27 protein-coding genes are annotated in these 18,546 nt (G+C 61.5%); 9 read left to right on the plus strand and 18 right to left on the minus strand.

Annotated elements, in window-relative coordinates; genetic code table 11:
• Position 1: 1 nt before the first annotated feature.
• From AC25MA_RS01475 to AC25MA_RS01535, 13 genes are all read right to left on the minus strand, one after another.
• Positions 2-217, minus strand: a complete 216-nt coding sequence (locus AC25MA_RS01475) for a hypothetical protein (RefSeq protein ID WP_486971720.1) — start codon at positions 215-217, stop codon at positions 2-4.
• A gap of 44 nt (positions 218-261) precedes the next feature.
• Entirely contained in the window at positions 262-843 is a 582-nt protein-coding gene (locus AC25MA_RS01480; RefSeq protein ID WP_486971721.1) for a phage baseplate assembly protein V, read from the minus strand.
• A complete protein-coding gene (locus AC25MA_RS01485; RefSeq protein WP_486971722.1) occupies positions 840-1,370 on the minus strand; it encodes a hypothetical protein in 531 nt (176 codons plus the stop codon). The genes AC25MA_RS01480 and AC25MA_RS01485 overlap by 4 nt, the downstream gene beginning before the upstream one ends.
• Positions 1,363-2,025, minus strand: a complete 663-nt coding sequence (locus tag AC25MA_RS01490) for a hypothetical protein (RefSeq protein WP_486971723.1) — start codon at positions 2,023-2,025, stop codon at positions 1,363-1,365. The genes AC25MA_RS01485 and AC25MA_RS01490 overlap by 8 nt, the downstream gene beginning before the upstream one ends.
• A complete protein-coding gene (locus tag AC25MA_RS01495; protein WP_486971724.1) occupies positions 2,022-2,336 on the minus strand; it encodes a head-tail joining protein in 315 nt (104 codons plus the stop codon). Before AC25MA_RS01495 ends, AC25MA_RS01490 begins: the two co-directional genes overlap by 4 nt.
• A gap of 2 nt (positions 2,337-2,338) precedes the next feature.
• A complete protein-coding gene (locus AC25MA_RS01500) occupies positions 2,339-3,334 on the minus strand; it encodes a major capsid protein (protein WP_486971725.1) in 996 nt (331 codons plus the stop codon).
• A 62-nt stretch (positions 3,335-3,396) separates the two neighbouring features.
• Entirely contained in the window at positions 3,397-3,744 is a 348-nt protein-coding gene (locus tag AC25MA_RS01505; protein WP_486971726.1) for a head decoration protein, read from the minus strand.
• Positions 3,741-4,892, minus strand: a complete 1,152-nt coding sequence (locus AC25MA_RS01510) for a head maturation protease, ClpP-related (RefSeq protein WP_486971769.1) — start codon at positions 4,890-4,892, stop codon at positions 3,741-3,743. The genes AC25MA_RS01505 and AC25MA_RS01510 overlap by 4 nt, the downstream gene beginning before the upstream one ends.
• Before the next feature lie 5 nt (positions 4,893-4,897).
• Positions 4,898-6,379, minus strand: coding sequence for a phage portal protein (locus AC25MA_RS01515; protein ID WP_207851563.1), 1,482 nt, complete (start codon positions 6,377-6,379; stop codon positions 4,898-4,900).
• Positions 6,376-6,582 (minus strand): phage head-tail joining protein, encoded by a 207-nt coding sequence (locus tag AC25MA_RS01520; RefSeq protein ID WP_096049749.1) that lies wholly within the window; start codon positions 6,580-6,582, stop codon positions 6,376-6,378. Before AC25MA_RS01520 ends, AC25MA_RS01515 begins: the two co-directional genes overlap by 4 nt.
• 1 nt (position 6,583) lies before the next feature.
• Entirely contained in the window at positions 6,584-8,617 is a 2,034-nt protein-coding gene (locus AC25MA_RS01525) for a phage terminase large subunit family protein (RefSeq protein ID WP_486971727.1), read from the minus strand.
• Between the two features lie 4 nt (positions 8,618-8,621).
• On the minus strand, positions 8,622-9,203 hold the full coding sequence (locus AC25MA_RS01530; RefSeq protein WP_486971728.1) for a terminase small subunit: 582 nt from the start codon (positions 9,201-9,203) through the stop codon (positions 8,622-8,624).
• A gap of 160 nt (positions 9,204-9,363) precedes the next feature.
• Positions 9,364-9,711, minus strand: a complete 348-nt coding sequence (locus AC25MA_RS01535; protein ID WP_486971729.1) for a phage holin family protein — start codon at positions 9,709-9,711, stop codon at positions 9,364-9,366.
• Positions 9,712-9,811: 100 nt separating this feature from the next.
• Here AC25MA_RS01535 and AC25MA_RS01540 point away from each other — a divergent pair, with 100 nt between their 5' ends.
• Positions 9,812-10,141 (plus strand): hypothetical protein, encoded by a 330-nt coding sequence (locus AC25MA_RS01540; RefSeq protein WP_486971730.1) that lies wholly within the window; start codon positions 9,812-9,814, stop codon positions 10,139-10,141.
• 626 nt (positions 10,142-10,767) lie between these two features.
• On the opposite strand, the gene AC25MA_RS01545 is transcribed toward AC25MA_RS01540, so the two are convergent.
• The 5 genes from AC25MA_RS01545 to AC25MA_RS01565 form a co-directional block, all read right to left on the minus strand.
• Entirely contained in the window at positions 10,768-11,142 is a 375-nt protein-coding gene (locus AC25MA_RS01545) for a hypothetical protein (RefSeq protein ID WP_486971731.1), read from the minus strand.
• Between the two features lie 256 nt (positions 11,143-11,398).
• Positions 11,399-13,963 (minus strand): bifunctional DNA primase/polymerase, encoded by a 2,565-nt coding sequence (locus tag AC25MA_RS01550; RefSeq protein ID WP_486971732.1) that lies wholly within the window; start codon positions 13,961-13,963, stop codon positions 11,399-11,401.
• Positions 13,960-14,163 carry a TraR/DksA C4-type zinc finger protein gene (locus tag AC25MA_RS01555; protein ID WP_046856368.1) on the minus strand — a complete coding sequence of 68 codons (204 nt, stop codon included), beginning with the start codon at positions 14,161-14,163 and terminating at the stop codon, positions 13,960-13,962. The genes AC25MA_RS01550 and AC25MA_RS01555 overlap by 4 nt, the downstream gene beginning before the upstream one ends.
• Entirely contained in the window at positions 14,156-14,644 is a 489-nt protein-coding gene (locus AC25MA_RS01560; RefSeq protein WP_046856369.1) for a phage regulatory CII family protein, read from the minus strand. The genes AC25MA_RS01555 and AC25MA_RS01560 overlap by 8 nt, the downstream gene beginning before the upstream one ends.
• 215 nt (positions 14,645-14,859) lie before the next feature.
• The gene (locus AC25MA_RS01565) at positions 14,860-15,054 is read right to left on the minus strand and encodes a hypothetical protein (RefSeq protein WP_486971733.1); all 195 of its coding nucleotides are present in this window, start codon (positions 15,052-15,054) and stop codon (positions 14,860-14,862) included.
• 99 nt (positions 15,055-15,153) lie between these two features.
• Between AC25MA_RS01565 and AC25MA_RS01570 the strand changes: the two genes are divergently transcribed.
• From AC25MA_RS01570 to AC25MA_RS01605, 8 genes are all read left to right on the plus strand, one after another.
• The gene (locus AC25MA_RS01570; RefSeq protein WP_486971734.1) at positions 15,154-15,813 is read left to right on the plus strand and encodes a LexA family protein; all 660 of its coding nucleotides are present in this window, start codon (positions 15,154-15,156) and stop codon (positions 15,811-15,813) included.
• A 257-nt stretch (positions 15,814-16,070) separates the two neighbouring features.
• Positions 16,071-16,580, plus strand: a complete 510-nt coding sequence (locus tag AC25MA_RS01575; protein WP_486971735.1) for a hypothetical protein — start codon at positions 16,071-16,073, stop codon at positions 16,578-16,580.
• A complete protein-coding gene (locus tag AC25MA_RS01580; protein WP_486971736.1) occupies positions 16,577-16,810 on the plus strand; it encodes a pyocin activator PrtN family protein in 234 nt (77 codons plus the stop codon). The genes AC25MA_RS01575 and AC25MA_RS01580 overlap by 4 nt, the downstream gene beginning before the upstream one ends.
• Positions 16,811-16,906: 96 nt before the next feature.
• Positions 16,907-17,404, plus strand: coding sequence for a hypothetical protein (locus tag AC25MA_RS01585; protein ID WP_486971737.1), 498 nt, complete (start codon positions 16,907-16,909; stop codon positions 17,402-17,404).
• Positions 17,401-17,748 carry a DUF4406 domain-containing protein gene (locus tag AC25MA_RS01590; RefSeq protein ID WP_486971738.1) on the plus strand — a complete coding sequence of 116 codons (348 nt, stop codon included), beginning with the start codon at positions 17,401-17,403 and terminating at the stop codon, positions 17,746-17,748. The genes AC25MA_RS01585 and AC25MA_RS01590 overlap by 4 nt, the downstream gene beginning before the upstream one ends.
• A complete protein-coding gene (locus AC25MA_RS01595; protein WP_486971739.1) occupies positions 17,727-17,948 on the plus strand; it encodes a hypothetical protein in 222 nt (73 codons plus the stop codon). The genes AC25MA_RS01590 and AC25MA_RS01595 overlap by 22 nt, the downstream gene beginning before the upstream one ends.
• Positions 17,945-18,211 (plus strand): hypothetical protein, encoded by a 267-nt coding sequence (locus AC25MA_RS01600; RefSeq protein ID WP_486971740.1) that lies wholly within the window; start codon positions 17,945-17,947, stop codon positions 18,209-18,211. The genes AC25MA_RS01595 and AC25MA_RS01600 overlap by 4 nt, the downstream gene beginning before the upstream one ends.
• A complete protein-coding gene (locus AC25MA_RS01605) occupies positions 18,208-18,483 on the plus strand; it encodes a pyocin activator PrtN family protein (protein WP_486971741.1) in 276 nt (91 codons plus the stop codon). The genes AC25MA_RS01600 and AC25MA_RS01605 overlap by 4 nt, the downstream gene beginning before the upstream one ends.
• Positions 18,484-18,546 lie beyond the last annotated feature (63 nt).

The following is an 18,546-nucleotide window of genomic DNA, read 5'->3' on the forward strand; positions in this document are numbered from 1 at the left end:
GTCAGGCCTCTTTGAAGTCGGACCGGTTGCGCATGTAAGCCAAGCCCACCGCGTCATCGCCGCTGATCGTCACCTTGCCCTGCACCACCTCAAGCTCCACCCAATCGGGCAGGATCAACTTGCGGCGGGTGTACTCCTGATCGATGAAGGTCACCGGCCCGCGCGGTACCGGCGCTGCTTCATTGCCCTCATCAGGCGCTTGCTGTGTTCTGGCCATGGTTTCCTCCAGGCATGAAAAAGCCCGCGCTTGGCGGGCTCTGGTCAATGTTTGTGGTTTGCCGTGTTGCCGGCGGTGTCGATGATCCGGCCACCGCCGTTGATGTCTCCGGTGACCGTCAGAGTCCCGTTGATCTTGACTACGCCGGTCAGCGTGATCGTGCTGGCCTCGGCTGTAATGCTGCCGGACTGGGCTGTGATGGCATCGTCTGTCAGCACCGCCTGGGTCGCTCCGACCTGCACTGTCACCGTGCCGCTCGGCAACTGGATGGTGTAGGTGTTGGCTTGCCAGTCGTAGACCAGGGAACCACCGTCGTCAAAACGCCAGACCTCGACATGGTCGCGGTTGTCCGGCTGAGCACCGGCATTGCCGTAAAGGCCCGGCACGAACGTGCCCTGGGCGGGCTCCCCGCTGGGACTTATCAGCGCGCCCTGCTCGTCCAGGCTCGGCGCGCGCCAGTGCCGTGCCTTGCCCGCTGCCTGGCTGTGCCAGCGCACCCAGGCGCTGGTCCAACCGTTACCGTCCGAAACCCGCACCATGGCGGCGGCAAGATCGACGGCGACCACCCGGCACGGGATCACCAGGCTGGCGAGCATGCGATCATGCATTGCAGCGGCGTAGCTCATTCCATGGCCTCCGGCGGCTGGTAGTTGCCTTCGCTGCCTGGCCCGGTGTCGGGGACGAAGCCCCAGACGACTGACCCAGGCGGCTGATTTGGCCAGGGCCATTCTTCCTCGCCGAGGTAGATGATTTGGGTCCACTCGACCACCCAGACGGCGTAACCATCCAGCTCTGGTCGTGTCCAGTCCTGGGCCGCCCGGACAAACTTGGCCGGCTCGACTTCAATGCCCCAGGTCTGCATACGCAGCAGCACGGTCAATTGAGCGGCCGCAAAGGCGGCGACCTTCAACGCAGACTCGCCCTCACCTGCGATAATCACACGGGCCTCGAAGCGGGCCTCCACTCCCACCTCCCCAGTGCCTGGGTCCGGGCCGGGCTCCCACTCCACCACTTCAATCACCACGGCGGGCATTGCGATACGCTCGAGCCGGTCAGGCATGGTGCCCACGTACTCCAGCGCTGGCAGCGTCCGCGCGATGTGCTCCTCGACCGCCGCGTACAAGCGATCGAGAGGAACCGGATCCTCAGCCATTGCCAACCCTCCCCAATAGTTTCTGCAGCTCGTAGTTGAGCTCCTGCCTCATCACCTCCAGCAGGCGCTGGTGAGCCCTTGCGGTCCACGACTCGAAGTGCGGCTTGACGTCCTCTAACGAGATCATGGCCTTGGCCAGCGGGAAGCGGCTGCCGTGCTCAGCGATCCAGCCCGAGCTGGCACCGCCTTTCCCCGACACCTCGCTGGCCGGGTAGTCGCTCGCCTTGAAGTGCTTGCTGGCCGTACGAATCCAGATGTCGGGGTTGCTCCCATAGACGGCCTTGAAGAACGCCCCCTGGTAGCGCCGCCCTGCCACCGAGACCCCGTTGCGGGTTTGCCGTGGCCGGCCGGCGCGACTCGCCGCGATCGGATCAAGGCCGAACCACAGCTTGCCGCGACCGTCGCCACCGACTGGGTAGGCACGCAGACGCTGCAGCACCGAGGCCACGGCGATTCGCTCCTGCACGGCGACCGCCCTGCCCACGTGGGTACGCAACCAGCGCAGTGCCTTGTTGATCGCCCGCCGCTGAGCATTGGCGATGACCTTGGGGGCCAGCGCCGCGAACTCATCGAACTGGGCGACCTGCTGAGGCACTGCCTGCAGGGTGATCATGCCGGTGCTGGAAGACACCTTGTGATAGCTACCAACACTCATGCCGACTTCCTCAGCACCAAGCTGACCAGACCATCACCGCCAGGCTCGATGCTAGTGATGGTGTAGCTACCACCGCCATCCTCCTCCGGCAGATCGATCTCGACCTTCTGCCGAATCTGAACGCCCGCATTGTCCGCGACACGAATGACCAGGTGCGGCTCGCGCAGGGCCGTGGTGATGCGGCCCATCTTGGGCTGCAACCAGGGCGCCGAGAACATCCCCAGCACCTCGCGGCCCTCGATGAGCGCGGTGTCGCCCAGGACTTCGAACACCGTGTCGTCCACTTCGTCGATCAGGTCCCGGAAGGCCATGATCAGAGCGTCAGGCGGATGACGGCACGGGGCCGGGTGCAGAGATGCAGCGGGTTGGACTGGGCCTCACCAGCGACCCCCTTCCCGAACGGCATCTCCTCGAGCTTGCTGTAATACGGCAGCCCCTCGGTGTTGACGGTTTCGATGTAATCAGCAGGCGCGTAAACCGAGAGGAATAATTCCGATACACCCTCGGGCACCAGGCGGGCTTCGTCGTCGGCAACGAACGCGACACCGCCTACCTTGCCGCGATAACGCTCCCAGCTGATGCCACCAAACTCGAACGACTCACGCCCGTCACCACGCAAGGCTGCGGCCTGTTGGCTGCCCTTGTAGGTATCGACTACCGACTTGTGCGCGATCAGCTTCTTCCAGAACGTCTTACCGCAGAAGGCGCGAGCACCAGTGGTGGTGACATTGCCGAGCGCGTCCTCCTGCATGTCGAGGGCATCTACACACTGCACCTGGACATTCGCCTCCGGGTCATTGAGCCCCATCGACAGCTTCTGCTGCTGCACACCGAAGACCTTGTAAATGTCCAGCAACACCGAGGTCCCGTCGGCGTCGAATACCTTGCCGTTGATTGCCCCCATACGATGGAACTCGTGGGTCGCATCCAGCTGGCTACGGGCCTTGGCCAGGCGCTTGTTCACCACCGCCTGCACAGCTTGCAGCTCGGTCAGGGTGCCGAAAGCGCGGATCCCTTGGATCTCGTCCGCCTTGATCGCGAAGCGTTGCGGCAGGTGCACAGTGTTGAACGGGATCAAGTTGCGCTTGCCGCCGATCACGACCAGGCCAGAGGTACCGCGCTCACCGGCCGGCACCAGGGCGAGCGTATCGCCGTCCTTCTCGATCTGCACAGTGAGGGTAGTGACGCCCTCCTCCCGGAACAGACCGAGCGCGGCCAAGCGGCCGGGAACGTATTCCTGTTCGTTGATGGCTGCGGTCAGGGCCGCAACGCTGAAGGCATCGTCTTGAAAAATGGCGATCTCGGCCATGGGGTACTCCAGAAAGTAAGAACCCCGCTCGGGGCGGGGTTGGGGGAAAACGGAGGGTCAGGTCAGCGCAGAATGATGTAGTGCGCAGCCAGGGCTTTTTCAGCATCGACATCGACGCCTGTCAGCAGCGCCTCGGTGACCTCGGCCAGCCGCACCACGGCGCGACCGCGGCGGGTAGTGTCCGACTCGCCGAGTGGGGCGAACAGGATGCAGACGGCGTTTTCGCTACCATCCTCCGCCGCGGGGCTGTAGGCGGTGAACTCGCCGCTCGCGGTGAGTCGCCCCAGCACCTGCCCAGCGACCAGGGCCGGGCCAGCTGCGATGTCGATGGCTTCGCGGGAGATCTTGCCCGCCCCCTCGGAAAGCAGGAACTCACCGGCGTGAACCGGCTCCAGCTGGATGTTGCTCATGGTCGTGCTCCTTTGTTGGCGGCCTGCCGGCGGGCAGCCCAGATATTGGATGGGTTGGGGAGTTGCGCCTTGACCTTCTCCGGCTCGTCGTCGGCAGGTGGCAGGCTGTTGTCGATCTCAAAGCCTTTGCCGGAGCTGACCAGTTTCTCGAACAGGCGCGCCCGCACCGCGTCAGGCTCCAGGCCGGCGTTGACGTATTCCGCCGTAAGCTCGGGCAAGCGCGCCGCGACGCAGAGGTCGTGAACACCCTTGGCCCGTGTCAGCGCGGCCTGCACGGTGGCCTGGTCGGTAAGTTTGGTGGAGGCGATTAGGGTCTCGGCCAGGTTGCTGATACCGGCCTTGGCGCAGCCCTGGGTGATCATCAGCGCCAGCGCCGTGGAGGCTGCTGGATCTGGCGGGGTTGCTTCAGATGGAGTTGCTGGGTCATCGTCCGGCATCTGATCGGCCAGCTGATCCAGCAGCGCCTGCGGCGTCTGGCGGTACCGCTTCATCGCTGCGCCCTGCGCCAGGCAGGCTTTGACCTCGACCCCGTTGCCCACCTCGTCAGCAAGGCCGAGCGCCAAGGCTTCCTGAGCCGTCAGCCAGGTCTCATCGTTGACCATACGTCGCAGCTCGGCGTCGTCGATGTCCGGGGCCTTGGCCCGGTACGCCGCAATGATTGCTTCGAAGGTCTGGTCGAGGACGTCAGCGACGCGGCGCAGGTCCTCGGCATCGCCGCTGGTCCAGGTCCACGGGTTGTGCACCATCAGCATGGCGTTGGAAGCCATGACCAGGCGGTGGGCGCCACAGGCCGCGACACTGCCGGCACTGGCGGCCAGCGCATCGATACGCGCGGTGCAGCGCTCGCCAAGGCGATTCAGCGCGTTGTGAATGGCCAGGCCGTCGAACAGGTCACCACCAATGGTGTTGAACGCCACCACGACCGGCGACACGCCGTCGTCGATCGCCTTCAAATCCTTGATGAACTCGTTCGCAGTGATGCCCCAGCCACCGATCTCACCGTAGATGTAGATCTCGATGGGGACAGGCTCGGTGTTGGCTGCGCCCTCGCCTTCGGCCGCTGCGCTGATCTTGTACCAGTGCTGGTCTTCGACCTTCGGCGCCGAGGGCACCTTGTTGAAGATGCGGAACGGCATCAACGGCTTCAACGGTTTCATGGTTTCTCCTTCTCGTCGGGATCGTCATCGATCGCCGACAACGTGCTGTAGGTGAGGCCCAAGGTCTTCGCCCGGGCGAGATCGGCGGCGTTCTCTTCGTCCACCACCTCTGCATCGGTACCGCCTCGCAGGCAAACCTCGCTGCGTGACGCGAAGCCCGCTGCGATTTCCATCGTGCGCGATTGAACGTCTTGAACCGGATGAATGTAGGCCCAGCCCTGCGGCACCCAACGGGTACGCTGGTACTCCCGACGCCGCAGTGAGTAATCCGGCAAATCGAGCGCCCCGGCGAGGACCGCCATGTCCAACCAGGCTTTGCGCACTGGCCGGCACAGCTGGTGGACGTACACCTGGAACTGGAGCTGCTCCAGCCGACGCCGAAACTCCGTCAGCACCACACGGATCGCCCGATCGTTCACGCCCTGCATGTCGCCGGTCATCAGCTCGTAGGGCAGCCCCGATCCTGCTGCTGCTGCCATCAGCTGCTGCCGCATGAAGTCGGGGTAGTTGTTGCCCGCGTCTGGCGGGTCCGAGAACTCGACCTGCTCACCAGGGAGCAGCTCCTGCATCGTGCCGGGCTCAAGCCCCACCATCGGCGTGAAGCCATCGCGGTCGAACTTGACCGGCGCACCGGTCAGCGGGTCGATCTGTGGGGGGCCGTCTGGAGAAGGCTTGCGAACAAAGCCTGCGAACAGGTTCGCCACTTCCTGGCGGAACAGCACCGCGTCGTCGAAGTTGTCCAGGCTGCGCAGGCGCTTCAGCACCGGCGCCAAACGCGGTACCCCACGCAACTGGCCAGGCTCCAGCGGCTCGAACACGTGCAACATCTGCTCGGCCGGGATCCGCACCAACTGGTTGTAGCCAGCATTCAGCGTGGACTTGTCGCTGGGGTGATTGCGATAGCACCAGTACGCCACGCGCCGGCCCATGCCGTTGAACTCGATCCCGGCCCGGATGACATTGCCGAAGCGGGTCACCTCGAACTTGTCATGGGGGACGAACTCCGGTGACAGGCATTGCAACTGCAGCGGCACCGCGTAGCCATCCTCCGGACGGCGCGGACGCAGGCGGATAAAGCATTCGCCCGACTGCTCGACGGTGCGCGCGACCAGGGCTTGCTGACCGTAGAAGTCGGTGAGCTGATCGGCGTCTGCCTCGTCGACCCAGTCCTCCCACAGCTCCTGCATCGCCTTGCGGACTGACTTGTCGAGCAACCGCGGATGCGGCGTGATACCGGTGCCGATCAAATTGCTGACGCGCTTGTCGATGACGTTGGCAGCATAAGGGTCATTGCGGACCGCACTGCGTGAACGGGACCGCAGGTTGCGCAAGGCCGGCATGATCAGGCTGTTCACGCCGGTGTCCGGCGCATCCCACCCTGATGAGCGCCGTCCCTCGGCGGCGCCTTCGTAGCTGGCCTTGATCCGCTCGGGCACCAGGATGCCCGAACGACCGAGGGACAGATAACGTCCACTCACAGTCCCTTGCCCCCATGGTAAACACGGGTCACGCGCGAGCGCGGCCCTGCGGCGCTCACCAGCTCGGCGCGTATCAGGTCGCGTGCCTTGATCAGCTCATCGACCGTTCGATACTCGACGGTGCGGTCCGAGTAGCGAACGACTTTTTCTCCGCGCGCAATCGCCCGCTCGACAGCGTCGAGGTGTGCTTTTGTGTAGGCCATGTCAGCGTCTCTTCAGGTAGCCGCTGCTGGAGCTGCGGCGTTGCATAGGTTGAGGCGCGGCTCGAGGAGCCGGCGGTGTTGGCGGATTGGGGCGCCTGATCGGTGCCGATGCCGGCTGCTCGACCTCTTCGTCCTGGGCGTCGCCGTCTGGCTCGCCGGCCTGGGGCCGGGCTGGCTGCTGCTCGCCCTGGTCGAACAGGCTGGCCTGCGCAAGCGCCTGCCGCAGCTTGTCCCAGTCCTGTTCGCCATAACGGTGCAGGCCGAGGAAGTTGGCCATGGCTAGGTTGTACACCATGAGGTCCAGCGCCTCGTTACGCTCGGCTTTGCTCTTGACCCACTCGATCCGCTTGTAGCCCTTCACGTAGCGGGCGATCTTGCGTTCGGCCACGCACTGCTGGAAGAACTCGTCCGGCAGATCCTTAGCGAAGTGCAGCGCGCCCGGCCCCGTCTCGAAGCTGTAGCGGTTGTAGATCCAGTCCTTGGCCGTGTCGGTACCAACGATCCAAAGCTCAGCGCCGTTGCGCTCGGTCTGGCCCTTCCAAGTGACGTCCACCTGCGACGGGCGCTGGGCGATCACTGGCCGGCCCGGCTTGCTTGCTCCCTTGAGGGCAAAGACGTTGCGCCAGCGGCGCACGCGGGTGAACTGGTAGACCTCATGCGTGTGGTGGCCGCCGGAGTCGATGCCGGTAGCCAGGATCCCCAGGCTGACGCCGCAAGGGTGCCGGTAGCGGATCTTGAGGCGGTCATCCAGTAGAGCCCAGGTACGCTCGTCGGCCGGGTCGCCAGGGATCACCTGGTGATCGACCACCCAGCGCTCCATGCCGGTGCCCCAAGCCATGACCATCAGCTCAAGGCGGTTGGCCTGGACGTCGACGGAGGCCGTCAGCGCAAGCGCCCCCACGGGCAAGGTGCCCAACACGTAGTCTTCCTGAAGCGCACGGGCCTGTAGCACCTCGGCCTTGGTCTGCTCGATCGCGCTATCCCAGACCTCGGCCAGACGGGTGTTGTAGAACACCTGCATGGGTTCAAGGTCGCCGCGGTCCTGGGCGCGCTTGGCCTCCTCGAACTCGCGGGCCAGCATGGCCCAAGAGTGCCAGCCGAGCGGGGCGTACAGTGCATTGAGGTGGAAGCTCACCGTTTCGCCGTCGCCCTGGGCGTGGGCACGCCACTCGCCCTTCGCCAGCATATCGGCCTTGTGATGCTCTTCGATCAGCACGTCGCAGTCGGCGCTTTCGCACTGGTAGTGCACGCGGCTGAAGTCAGGCGAGTACAGCAGGCGATCCCACTTCAAGACCTGCATCGTCCCGCACGTTGGGCAAGGCACGTAGTAGTGCCGCTGATCCCCCATCAGGAACAGGTCGTCAATCCGCGAAGCGCCTTTGATGAGCGGCGAGCTGGAGAAATAGAACTTGGCGTTGCGGCCGAAGGTACTACCCCGCGCCTCGGCCAGCTTGATCGGGTCGCCCTCTTGATCGACATCGACGTCCCAGCGGTCGACCTCATCGCCATACACATAGCGAGCGGACAGCTCCGACAGGTTGGCAGCCGAGCCAGCGGTGGTGGCGTACAGCGTGCCGCCCTCGAACTCTTTGGTGTCCATCGTGTTGCGGGCATCCCTGGAACGGTTAGCCGCCACGCGCGCCTTGAGCTCTGGCGTTGCGTCGATCGTCTTGCCAATCCGCGAGGACACCCGCTTGGCCAGGGCCAGGCTGGGCAGCAGGGTCAGGATGTTGGAAGGCGCCATGTGGATCAGTGCGCCGATCCAGTTCAGGGCGATCTGGGTTTTCATCAGCTGCGATGCAACCTTGGTCACCACACGTTTGCAGGGGTGGGCAGGCGACAGGCAGCGCATGGGTTCGCGGGCATACGGGGTACGCGCGGTGCGGTACTTGCCGGGCTCGGCGGCGCCGGTATCACGCGGGATCCGCATGTACTCGTCCGACCACTCGTCTACCCACAGCTCGGGGTCGGGCGTCAGCCCTCGGCAATACGCTTCGCGGTACACCTTGGCACCGTCTGCGTATCCGGTGGGCATAGGCTCAGCTCTGTGTGATGGCTCGGTCGAGGTCGGCACTGCTCATCTTGTCGACCTCGGTGAATACGCGGCGGAACGCGGTGGCAAGGTGCTTCTCGATGTCCCATGGATCGTCCATCCCAACCAGCTCGGCAGCGAGCTGGGGGGCAAGGCCGAAGAACTGGTCGCGAAGCATCCGGCCTGCGGCGTAGGCCGCGTCTTCCACCGCTTTGCGCTCGACCAAGTCGCCCTGGACCTTGTGGAACTCGGCCTCGGCCAGCTGGGCCAGGTAGAACTCACGATGGGCTTTCGACCGCTGGAAGTTGTGGCCACTGCCCGGCGCCAGATCCGGCTGCTGCACCGCAGGTGTGTCGCGGCCTGGCTGGAGCTGGCTGCGCACGTCGCGCTCTATCCGGGCTTCTTCATGCCGGGCCGCGACCGGCGCCTTGGCCGGATCCGCCGATTCGGCCAGCAGCACCTCGGTGGCTTCGACGTCGACCTTGCCGTCGGCAGTCAGCACCAGGCGCTCCTGCTTGGCCAGTTTGGAAACGTAGGATTTCGACCATCCATTGCGGGCGGCGAACTCCGATTTCGTCAGATGGGTCATGTCGAAAAGTCCAGTTCACCCAATGAATTCAGGGGGTTAACCAGTTCACCGCAGTTCACTAAGCGGGTGAACCGACCGCTAACAAAGAATCGCGGGTTCCCGGTCCCGTACCCCGTCCATATCGCCAGGGTCCCCGGCCCCACCCAGGATTCCGGGCGGGTCACTGGCCCGCCTCGGTGCCAGCTGGCGGCACCTGCGCCAGCCCCAGCCGCTTGGCGGCCCAGCGCTCGTAGAGATTGATCGCCACATCGGCGCCGGCCATCGCGGTCAAGCAACCGACCGCCGCCGACGCCCACACCGAAACCCCAAGGGCGTACAGCAGCATGTTGGTCGACAACCCACAGGTAACGCAGGCACCAGATCGTAGGGCCAGACGACGGACTAACCCCCAGCCGCGGGCTCCCGCCTTATCGGCTCGCCACATTTCCCCCGACACGCCGCCGACCAAAGAGAGAACGATGACCATCCATATGGGCATCTCGATTAACGTTTGCTGCTCATTAGTCATTAGCTATCAGTCCTGATGGGTGGGTTTCGAGGGTAGTTGAGTTGAGAACAGCCACGCCTGGCCGTAACCTGAACCGTCTTTCTCAAAGGGATCTCAAAATATGACAGTTGATCAGAGTGCGATTGCAAGTCTTGCACTCAGCGCGGTACAGACTTTGCTTACCATGATCACAGTGCTACCAATTCTTGGCCCCACCCGCGTTCAGTGGCTGCGTAAAACCAGCTTTCGGGTCTGGGTCCTATCGATGATCGGGGTCTTGTCTATCGGCTTCGGGAGAGATCTCTACCTCATGATCTCAACCGGACAACCGGACACACTCATCAACATTCTCAAAGTCAATGGATACTTGATGGGTGCGCTCTTCTACATCGCGTTGGGAATATGGATATGGAGATACTGGAAGAAGCTCGACGAAATCAGCGCCCCGTAAAGCCAAATTAAAAACCCCACTTATGAGTGGGGTCGGAAGCTGGAGCGATTGGCTATCGTTGCTCAGTGCCTATGCGCACTTTTCATATCGTGGCGCCTTTTTACCCCCCACCGGAAAAACCGAAAAGGGGCAGTTTTCGGTACGTCGCAATGTGGGCGCTATGTGGCAGCAATGTTGCACGCATGTTGCATTGGCACCCGACGAACGGTATGGCTTCGATTGGGCCCAGAACGTGCTATCAGGATCCCTTGCACCTGCAGGTGCATTGCCTTGACCCAGTTCCGATAGGTGCGGTCAGCGTCCTCTGCTAGCCCAACCTGGCGCATCTGCTCACGCACAGGCACCTCATGCAAGTAGCGAAACACGGCCAGTCGTGCCAATACCTTACCGCGCTCATCGCGCCGCTCCAGTTCAGCCAATGCGGCATCGACCTCAGCTGCCGCATGATCAAGCCCAGCTCCCGCTACCAGGATGCAGGAGCCTGAAGCTCCACCGCGAGGCGCGGCCCCCTTCCACTCCATGATGCTGCCCATCTGACTGCCCAAGCCTGCCCCAAGTCCAACACGGGCACGCTGCTCCGCCCAGTGGCGCATCAAGATTTCGACGTCAGCAAGCATAAGTGCCCCTCAGCTCCGACGACCGGAACGCCTCTCCGCCTCAACTTCGTTTTTCAGCGCGGCGTTGCGATTACACATCGGCTCCAGCATCGCTATGACGGCCAAGTAGTCAGGCAGGTGATCGCTAACCAGGATGTAATCCATCACGCCGTCATGCGCTTGAACGTCGAAGACGTGGAGCACTCCTGGCAGTTGCGTGAACGAGGTCTCGGTCGAACGCTGATAATGGCGGTACACATCTTTCGCGTCGTCCCAAAGATGGAACCCCATGGACTTCAAGTAAACGTCGCCATCCCAGCCATCTTCCCACTGCTGCCCCGAGTAATCCTCCATCTGCTCACCAGCACGTTTCAGTTGTCCATTTTCTACGGTGTAAACAGCCATTTTTTCGCCTTCCTACGCTTTGGGTTAATGTCGGAATAATTGTCTGAATTCTGTCGGAACTATTAATCCCTTTAAATTCAATGCGTTAATACATAATTCAGACAATCAGACAGGTATTTTGAGAAAGCCTTACGTATGGGAGCGCGCGCACGCGCACATGAGGATTTTCAAAAAGTCTGTCTGATTGTCGGAATGCCCGATTTCATTGGGCGAAGCACTGTCGGAACGTTGTCGGAATAGTGTCGGATTGTCGGAATCAAAAAGGTCCCGGCGGGGGCAATACGGGGCGGTCGAAAGCCGTCGTAAATTTACGGCATTCCAGCCCGGCCTTGCCAGCCCAATCGCGCCCTAGCTCGCCCTTCTCCGCCAAGAATGATGGCGTGACATAAATCCGCTTGGTTATGAACTGATCCCCCTTCGTGGGGTAGCGAATGTCGGTGCGTGCCTGTTTCAAATCCCTCACAGCCTCCTGCGTGAAGTCGCGCTGTCGGCGCTTGAACTCGTTCGCGCCATCACACCACTTACAGAATGCGCGCCACAAGTCATCTTGAGTAACAGCATTCGTCACTGGGAACTCTGTCTCCCCGGCCAGCCATCGGCGCACGAAATACCGTGGCGCGGGAAGGCTGCCATCAATCAGTCCCTGCTTTTCCTCATTGAGTGGAGGCTTGGTATGAGGGTTGAAGTCCGTCAAATCTATGCTCATCAGGTATTCATAGAACGCCGAGATACCGCCTGTCTCGATCTCGCTCACCAATGCCTCGAAGTACTCCTTAGGTGGCACCCGGTCCACATACAGCACCAGGTACCGACGATCCCCATCATCCAATGCCAATGGTACCGTGGAGTTTGAAAGGAACACGAAATTGAGGTGATTCTTCTCTTCCCTCACCGGCATGTTCTTCTCGTTGATCTGTAGTGTCTCCCCGGTGACCAGGTGCTTCAGCACCCCCTTGTAGTGCCGCATTTCTTCACGGCTTACCACCTCTTCAGCCAGCGCGAACAGCTTGCGGCTCTGCCAGCCCGTGAACTGGCTTTCCAACTGCGCCTGCCCGATGGTGGTGCCGTACGCGCCATAGATCTCCCGCACCACCTTTTCCCACAGCAGGCTTTTACCAGGCCCCTCGGCCCCGAACATCACCACGGCTGTCGCCATCTTCGCGCCAGGGTTCTGAAGCGGATAGGCAATCCACTTCAACAAAAAACGGTACTCATCCGCGCGGTTGTTACACAGCAGCCCCAAGTGCTTGAGAATGCGTTGGCATCCCTCTTGGCCGCGCTCATCCCGCTCTGCATGAAACCCATCGAACAGGTTCAACATCATCGAGTTGCAGGTCTCAGTCGGGTCAAAGACCACGTCCTGCGCCATCCGGCGATGCTCACTCTCTTGCCACCACTTGTACGTGGTCCGCCCTACCGCTTCTCGAATGGCAGACAGCTTGATCATCCGCCCCCGGGCGCAATCCCAGGCGACGTCTGAGCCATAGATCACCACGAAGTCGCGCAGCAACTCCTGCTCGCTGATTCGAAAGCCCCCCGAGCCCCCAGGTGTGTTTGAGCCAGCCTGAAAATCATCATCCGGCCACTCTCGAGAAGGGGCGTGGGGAAGAGATTCAGAATCTGCAGCGACAGACACAGGCACGGATCCACTTTCAGGTGCCACCTGCTCACCGGAAGGGGCGCGGGGAGGGCCGCTGGGCACCATCCTCACCTCTCCCAACGGTGGCGGCAAAGGTGCCCGGGACTGACCACCCAGGCCGAGCTGCCGTGCCGCTTCCTTGGTAGCAGCACGAACGTCACCCCCATGTTCGAGGATGCAGTACACGTCGAAAGCATCGTTCTTGTGACCGTTCGCCAGCGGGTCGGAGGTGTGGTGCGAGTAGAGCTTGTCCTCGTTGATTGTCACCCCGGGCATCCCCGAGCTGCTGTGCGGGCTCAACCACTTCCCGTCGATGCGCTTGTAGCCATGCGCCTCGATCATCGTGGCGATGTCATGGATGCGGTTGAATTCCGGGATGACCTCGGGGAGCTTGTCACCAGAGCGAGCAACAGCTGGTGAGGGCCTTGGCGTTGGGCGAGCCGCGGGCATAGCCGGCTTCGGCCTCCACGGGCAAACGGCCTCCCCTTTGGGCTTGAACTCGTCCCAGCCCTGCCAGATCGCCAGCAGCTCGGGCGGGAGCTCCGGCAAGCCGCCAGCGTCTGGCGCAGTGCGCCATGTGTAGGGCTTACCCGTGCCAGGGTGGATGGAGGGCGGAAGCACGTCTTGTACCAGGCCGCCCCGCAACTCGAAGACGGTCACTTTCTTGAAGGGCTCAGCAGCCAGTCGGAAAGCCGCTTCGCGGTCGGCATCTTCCGCGTCTACCGCTGCTTGGACCTGCGCCATTAGCCCTTTGTAGATGGTGCCATCGGGGTCGTTCTTGTTGGGCCAAACCAGGGCGTGGCGACTCAACTCCACACCCTCGGGGACACGGAACATCACACGGAAGCGTTCAGGGTTACCCACGGAGGTCGGGTATGCGTCTGCAAGGGCGTCAACGTCGAGCCCAAGCGTCTGCTGCATGACCTGCCGCGTCAGTTCGACGTCATCAACGTCCAATGAGCAGACACGACTAGGCCCGAGCACCACCCCTAGATTGTGACTCGGGCGCTTCGTCCAAAACGCCTCGGCATCAGCGGCAACAGTGAAGTAGCGACCGGGCTGGTTCCAAGCTTTACCCTTCGGCCCCTTCTCGCCTGGCTCGATCGGAACCAGGGCCAGGTTGAAGGTTTCAATGTAACGCCGCGCCCAATCAGCTGTGGTAGGAGTTGGGCGCCTGATCATCTCCGGCGCTCCCGCAACCCCTGGCAGTCGACGCAGGTTTCGCAACCCGCGACCGACTGCTGACGGGCCAACGGAATCGGCTCGTCGCAATCCTCACAGAACTGCGCGCTCGGCTTTTCAGGAAGGCGCGCAAGGCGCTGCAACGACAGCTGCAGGAAGTACTCCGCATGATCGTTGGCGAAATCAACGGCGTCAGCCATGAGCTTCGTCCTCCATGGCCTGGCGAGCGCCCGCCATGATCGCGAGCACTTGGCGGATCACATCCATCCCACGCTTCTCGAGATCCACCACCTCGGCAAGCGTCCATACGTTATCGGCTGCACCGTCATGCAGACTGCCCACGAACTGACTGGACTCATCCAAGAGTTTGGCTACAGCTTGCAGCGCTTCGTTGGTGGCTGGCACCGGCTCTGGCCGGTACCAGACCGCCCCCGCCGGACGAACCAGGGCATCGAGCAGCCGCGGGTCTGAGGTCCACTGGACGATTTCTTCCAGCTCATCAGGGGTCGGCCAGCGGCGCTCCTCGTTGTGGTGGAGCTTCTTCTGCAGCGTGTCCACCTCAAGGCCCATGTCGAAGGCCAACTTGGTGATACCACCGTGATAGTCACGACCTGCGCGGTAGAGCGCCTGCCGCAATGTGAGGACCGGACCTGCGCCCGGCAATAGATCAACTCGACTCATAACCGTAAATCCTCGGTTTACGGCCTAGTCACAGGGTTAGGTAAGACCTATCCTACGACCACGACCTGTGTGCTGTGCCTTGCGTGCTGTGCGGGCATGGCATGCGGTAATAGTCGTCCGGCTGCACTTGTGAGAGAGGGTGCCGGACGACGAGAGTGATAGTGCGTTGCGCTGTCATAGCTGGGCCGGGAGGTGAGAGTCCTGGCTCAGCGTTCTTACTTCTGCTTATCTCTGTCCATCTGCATCTGTTCCTCACAGAACAGTTCAATTGCCTTACCTACCTCGTAGCGGACCGCCGCCCCTCTTGTCGCTCTGTAAATGGTTGGCTGGGTTGTCCCCACCCGCTCAGCAATCGCGCGCTGGGAGAACCCCAGGTCGATCAGCTGTTGAAGCATCTGTTGAATAGTCATGGCACCCGCCGATGCGTTAACGAATTGAAATGATAATACCCAAGCGAATTGATACAGGCAATACAATTCCAATACGTTAACGAATCAGAGCTTTAAGCCGTGATAGGAAACCGCGTCGCACAGCGCATGCAGGAACTGAGATGGTCTGAAGGGGAGCTAGGCAGGAGATCGGGGGTGCCCCAACCCACGATCCACCGGATCCTGACGGGCGTTTCCGCCAGCCCGCGTCAAGCTAACGTGGAAAAGTTAGCAAAAGCCCTCGGAGTCACGACCGAATGGCTCTGGAAAGGAGGGGATGACCCAACGCTGGCACCTGGCCGAAATTCAAATGTAGAGCTGGGCCCAAGGGTTCGCGGCTTCGTTCCATTGATTTCCTGGGTACAGGCTGGTGCCTGGTGCGAAATGCAGGACGATCTGGAACTGCAGAGCGTAGAGATCTGGCTTCCTTGCGCTGTCTCCCACAGCAGCTCCACTTTCGCACTCCGCGTACGCGGGTTGTCTATGTTCAACCCCCATGAGCGCCGATCTTTTAGGGACGGAGATATCATTTTCGTAGACCCCGCAAAGGAGTACGACAACGGCTCCTTAGTCATTGCCAAGCTTCCGGATAGCAAGGAAGCCACCTTCAAACAGCTCGTGATCGAAGGGCAGCGACAATTCCTCAAACCTCTCAACCCCGCTTGGCCGGACCCAATTATCGAGCTACCTGACGACGCGATGATCTGTGGCGTCGTGGTCTCAAAAGTCGAGATTTTCTAAACGCCACCTATCAAATCAATACGCTTATGTATTGACCATCAAAATTCGTTTGAGTATTGTCTGAGCCACACCCTCTCTCTCACTGAGGTTCAGACATGCCATACGTACAGCACACGCCGTCGTGCAAGGTTTACTTGCACCCAATGACCTGCAACCGCCCCTCCCAAGTGGCGGCATTCCAGCTCCGCACAGGGCTTCAAATCATTACCACTCCCCGTGGCAACGCTCAAGCCGTTCCCGCAACCGGGGGGTGCTGAATGAGCGAGTTCACTATCCCTCTGCGTCGGATCATGGTGCTCGAGCACACCTTGGAGCATGGCGGTACCGCAACCTGCAAACTGCAACGCCCCGAGACGTCGTTGGATGCCCTCGTCTATGTCGAAAACGACAGCACCACTCACCACATCAAAGTGACGATGGGACCGCTTGTTAGTTCTCTGTCTCTCCCGCGCAGGCTGGCCACCAAGTGCCAGTCATTGCGCGATTTCCTGCAAGACCTGGCCAATGGCCGGGCTGACTCTGGCGCGATGTCAGAAGAGGCCCTCGCCCTGGTGGAGGCGCAAGACAGCGTGGATGAGGTCCTGCTCACCGGCCAGATAGCGTATGTGATCAGCACCGTTAACCATGCGCTGCCCTTTGGGGCCGTTGTAACCAACGATCTGGGTGAGGTGTGCGCAGCGGTTACCGCCCCAAACAAACAGCAACTCGCCGCCTCCCTGCGCGCCAAGCTCCAGCCGGGCCATGAGGGTCTTGGGGAGCTCTTATGAGCACCCTGGAACAGCTGCGAAGCGAGTGGACGACGCCCTGCCCTACGTTGAGCGCCGTGCGAGAGCGTTACTTCCCGCACATCGGCTCTGACCGGCGCTTCAGGGATTTGATCAACAAGGGAGCGATCCCAATGAAGCTGACGAAGTTGCACAACTCAGCGAAGGCGCCCCACGTGATCTATCTGCACGACCTCGCTCAGTATCTCGACCGCCAGGCGGAACAATCCTAGCAAATCGCGTGAACTAGGCCGCCCCGGCTAACAGGGGCTCATAGCCCGCCACCGTCTCTTAAAATCACGGCGGCGGGTGCACATGGAGCACAGCATATGCAACCGTATCAGTACGCACTTAGCGCCAGTATCGCCCTCCTGATTCTTCTGGCCACCCTGCCCTACTTTTTCGGCAAAGCCCGCCGACGCGCTTTCGACCTGGGCAAGGAAATCGGCTTGGCAGAGCGCGACGCCGCCCACCTAACAAAAGTCCGGGATCTCGCCTACGAACTGAATGAAATCGCCGTCCAACGCGAATCCGAGCAACGCAAACACCTCACAACAATCGCAGATCTCAAACGCACCGTCTCCGAGCTGGAAACGCGAATCATGTCTTACACCGGGTTGGCGGTAACCAGGAGCGATTACGAACGGCTGCTCAGCACTGTTGAAGCCCTGCGCCTGGCGCAGCAAGTCCAAATCGCTCTGAAGGCGCGGGATCAGGCGGATCGAACTGCCGAGCTCGCTACAGCCGTCGATGAACTCGCCAAGCGTGCTCATGCTCATCTACGCGCCACACCATCCGGGCGCGCCCTTACGGATGCCCTAGCATGAAACGCATCTACATCTCCGGCCCCATGACTGGCCTTCCAGGTCTTAACTATCCAGCTTTCAACGCGGCGGCCGAGCTGTTGCGCGCTGAAGGCTTCGAAGTCGAGAACCCCGCCGAGAACCCGGAACCCGAATGCGGATCGTGGACCGGTTACATGCGCCTCGCCTTGGTACAGATCTCCCGCTGCGAGGGCCTGCTTCTGCTGCCCGGCTGGCTCAACTCCAAGGGCGCCCGCCTCGAGCTTCACATCGCCCAGCAGCTCGGCCTCCAAGTAGCTCATCACATCAACATCACCTCTGCAGCCGATCTCAGGTGGACTCAACCATGTCAACGAACGCCGAACTGAACATCTGGCGCGGGATCAGCCTGGGGCTCACCGTCGCGCTGGCAGCAGTCATCGCTGCCGGCGTGAGCTTTGCCCAGAGGCTGACCAATTTGGCCCAACCCGCAACCTGCATCGCCCCGGTTACATCATCACAGGCGAGCAGTGCCGTCCTGCCGCTGACCTCAACAACCCGTCACGATATAGAAAGGTACTGGCTGTGATCACCACCTATACGCCTAACGCCCGAGAAGCCAAGGGCGTTCATACTTTCATGCGCCCCGCCATGGCGGTCACCTGCGATGTCTGCGGCATTCCCTGCATATGCGGCAACAACCAGCGCTGCGCCAACATTCGCCAAGCGGCGAGTTTTATTGGCAACACAGGTGCAGCGGTCGGACACGTTCCAGATAAAGCGAAGGGCTGTAAGCCCGACCTCAACTTTAAGCCCGCCCAGGCTCAACGAGCCACGGAGAAAAGCGCATGAACACGGCTTTCGTATTGATGGCGCAATACAACGGCATGGCGATCATCTCGCTTGAGCAGGTGTGCGCCGACTACTTCACTCACCTAACGCCGCTGGTGTTCCAACGCAAGGTGCTGGCTGGAGAGATCAAGCTGCCCATCACCCGACTTGAACCGAGCCAGAAGAGCGCCCGAGGCATCCACATTACCGACCTTGCTCTCTACCTGGATCAGCAACGGGATGCTGCGCGCAAAGAGTGCGCACAATTAAACAAGCGGTTAATGGCAGGTTGACTCGAAAATCTGACCTGAGCTGGTCAGTATCCGTCACTGATCAACTGCCCCTATCTGCCCGTC

The sequence above is a fragment of the Pseudomonas sp. P65(2024) genome (assembly GCF_057480955.1).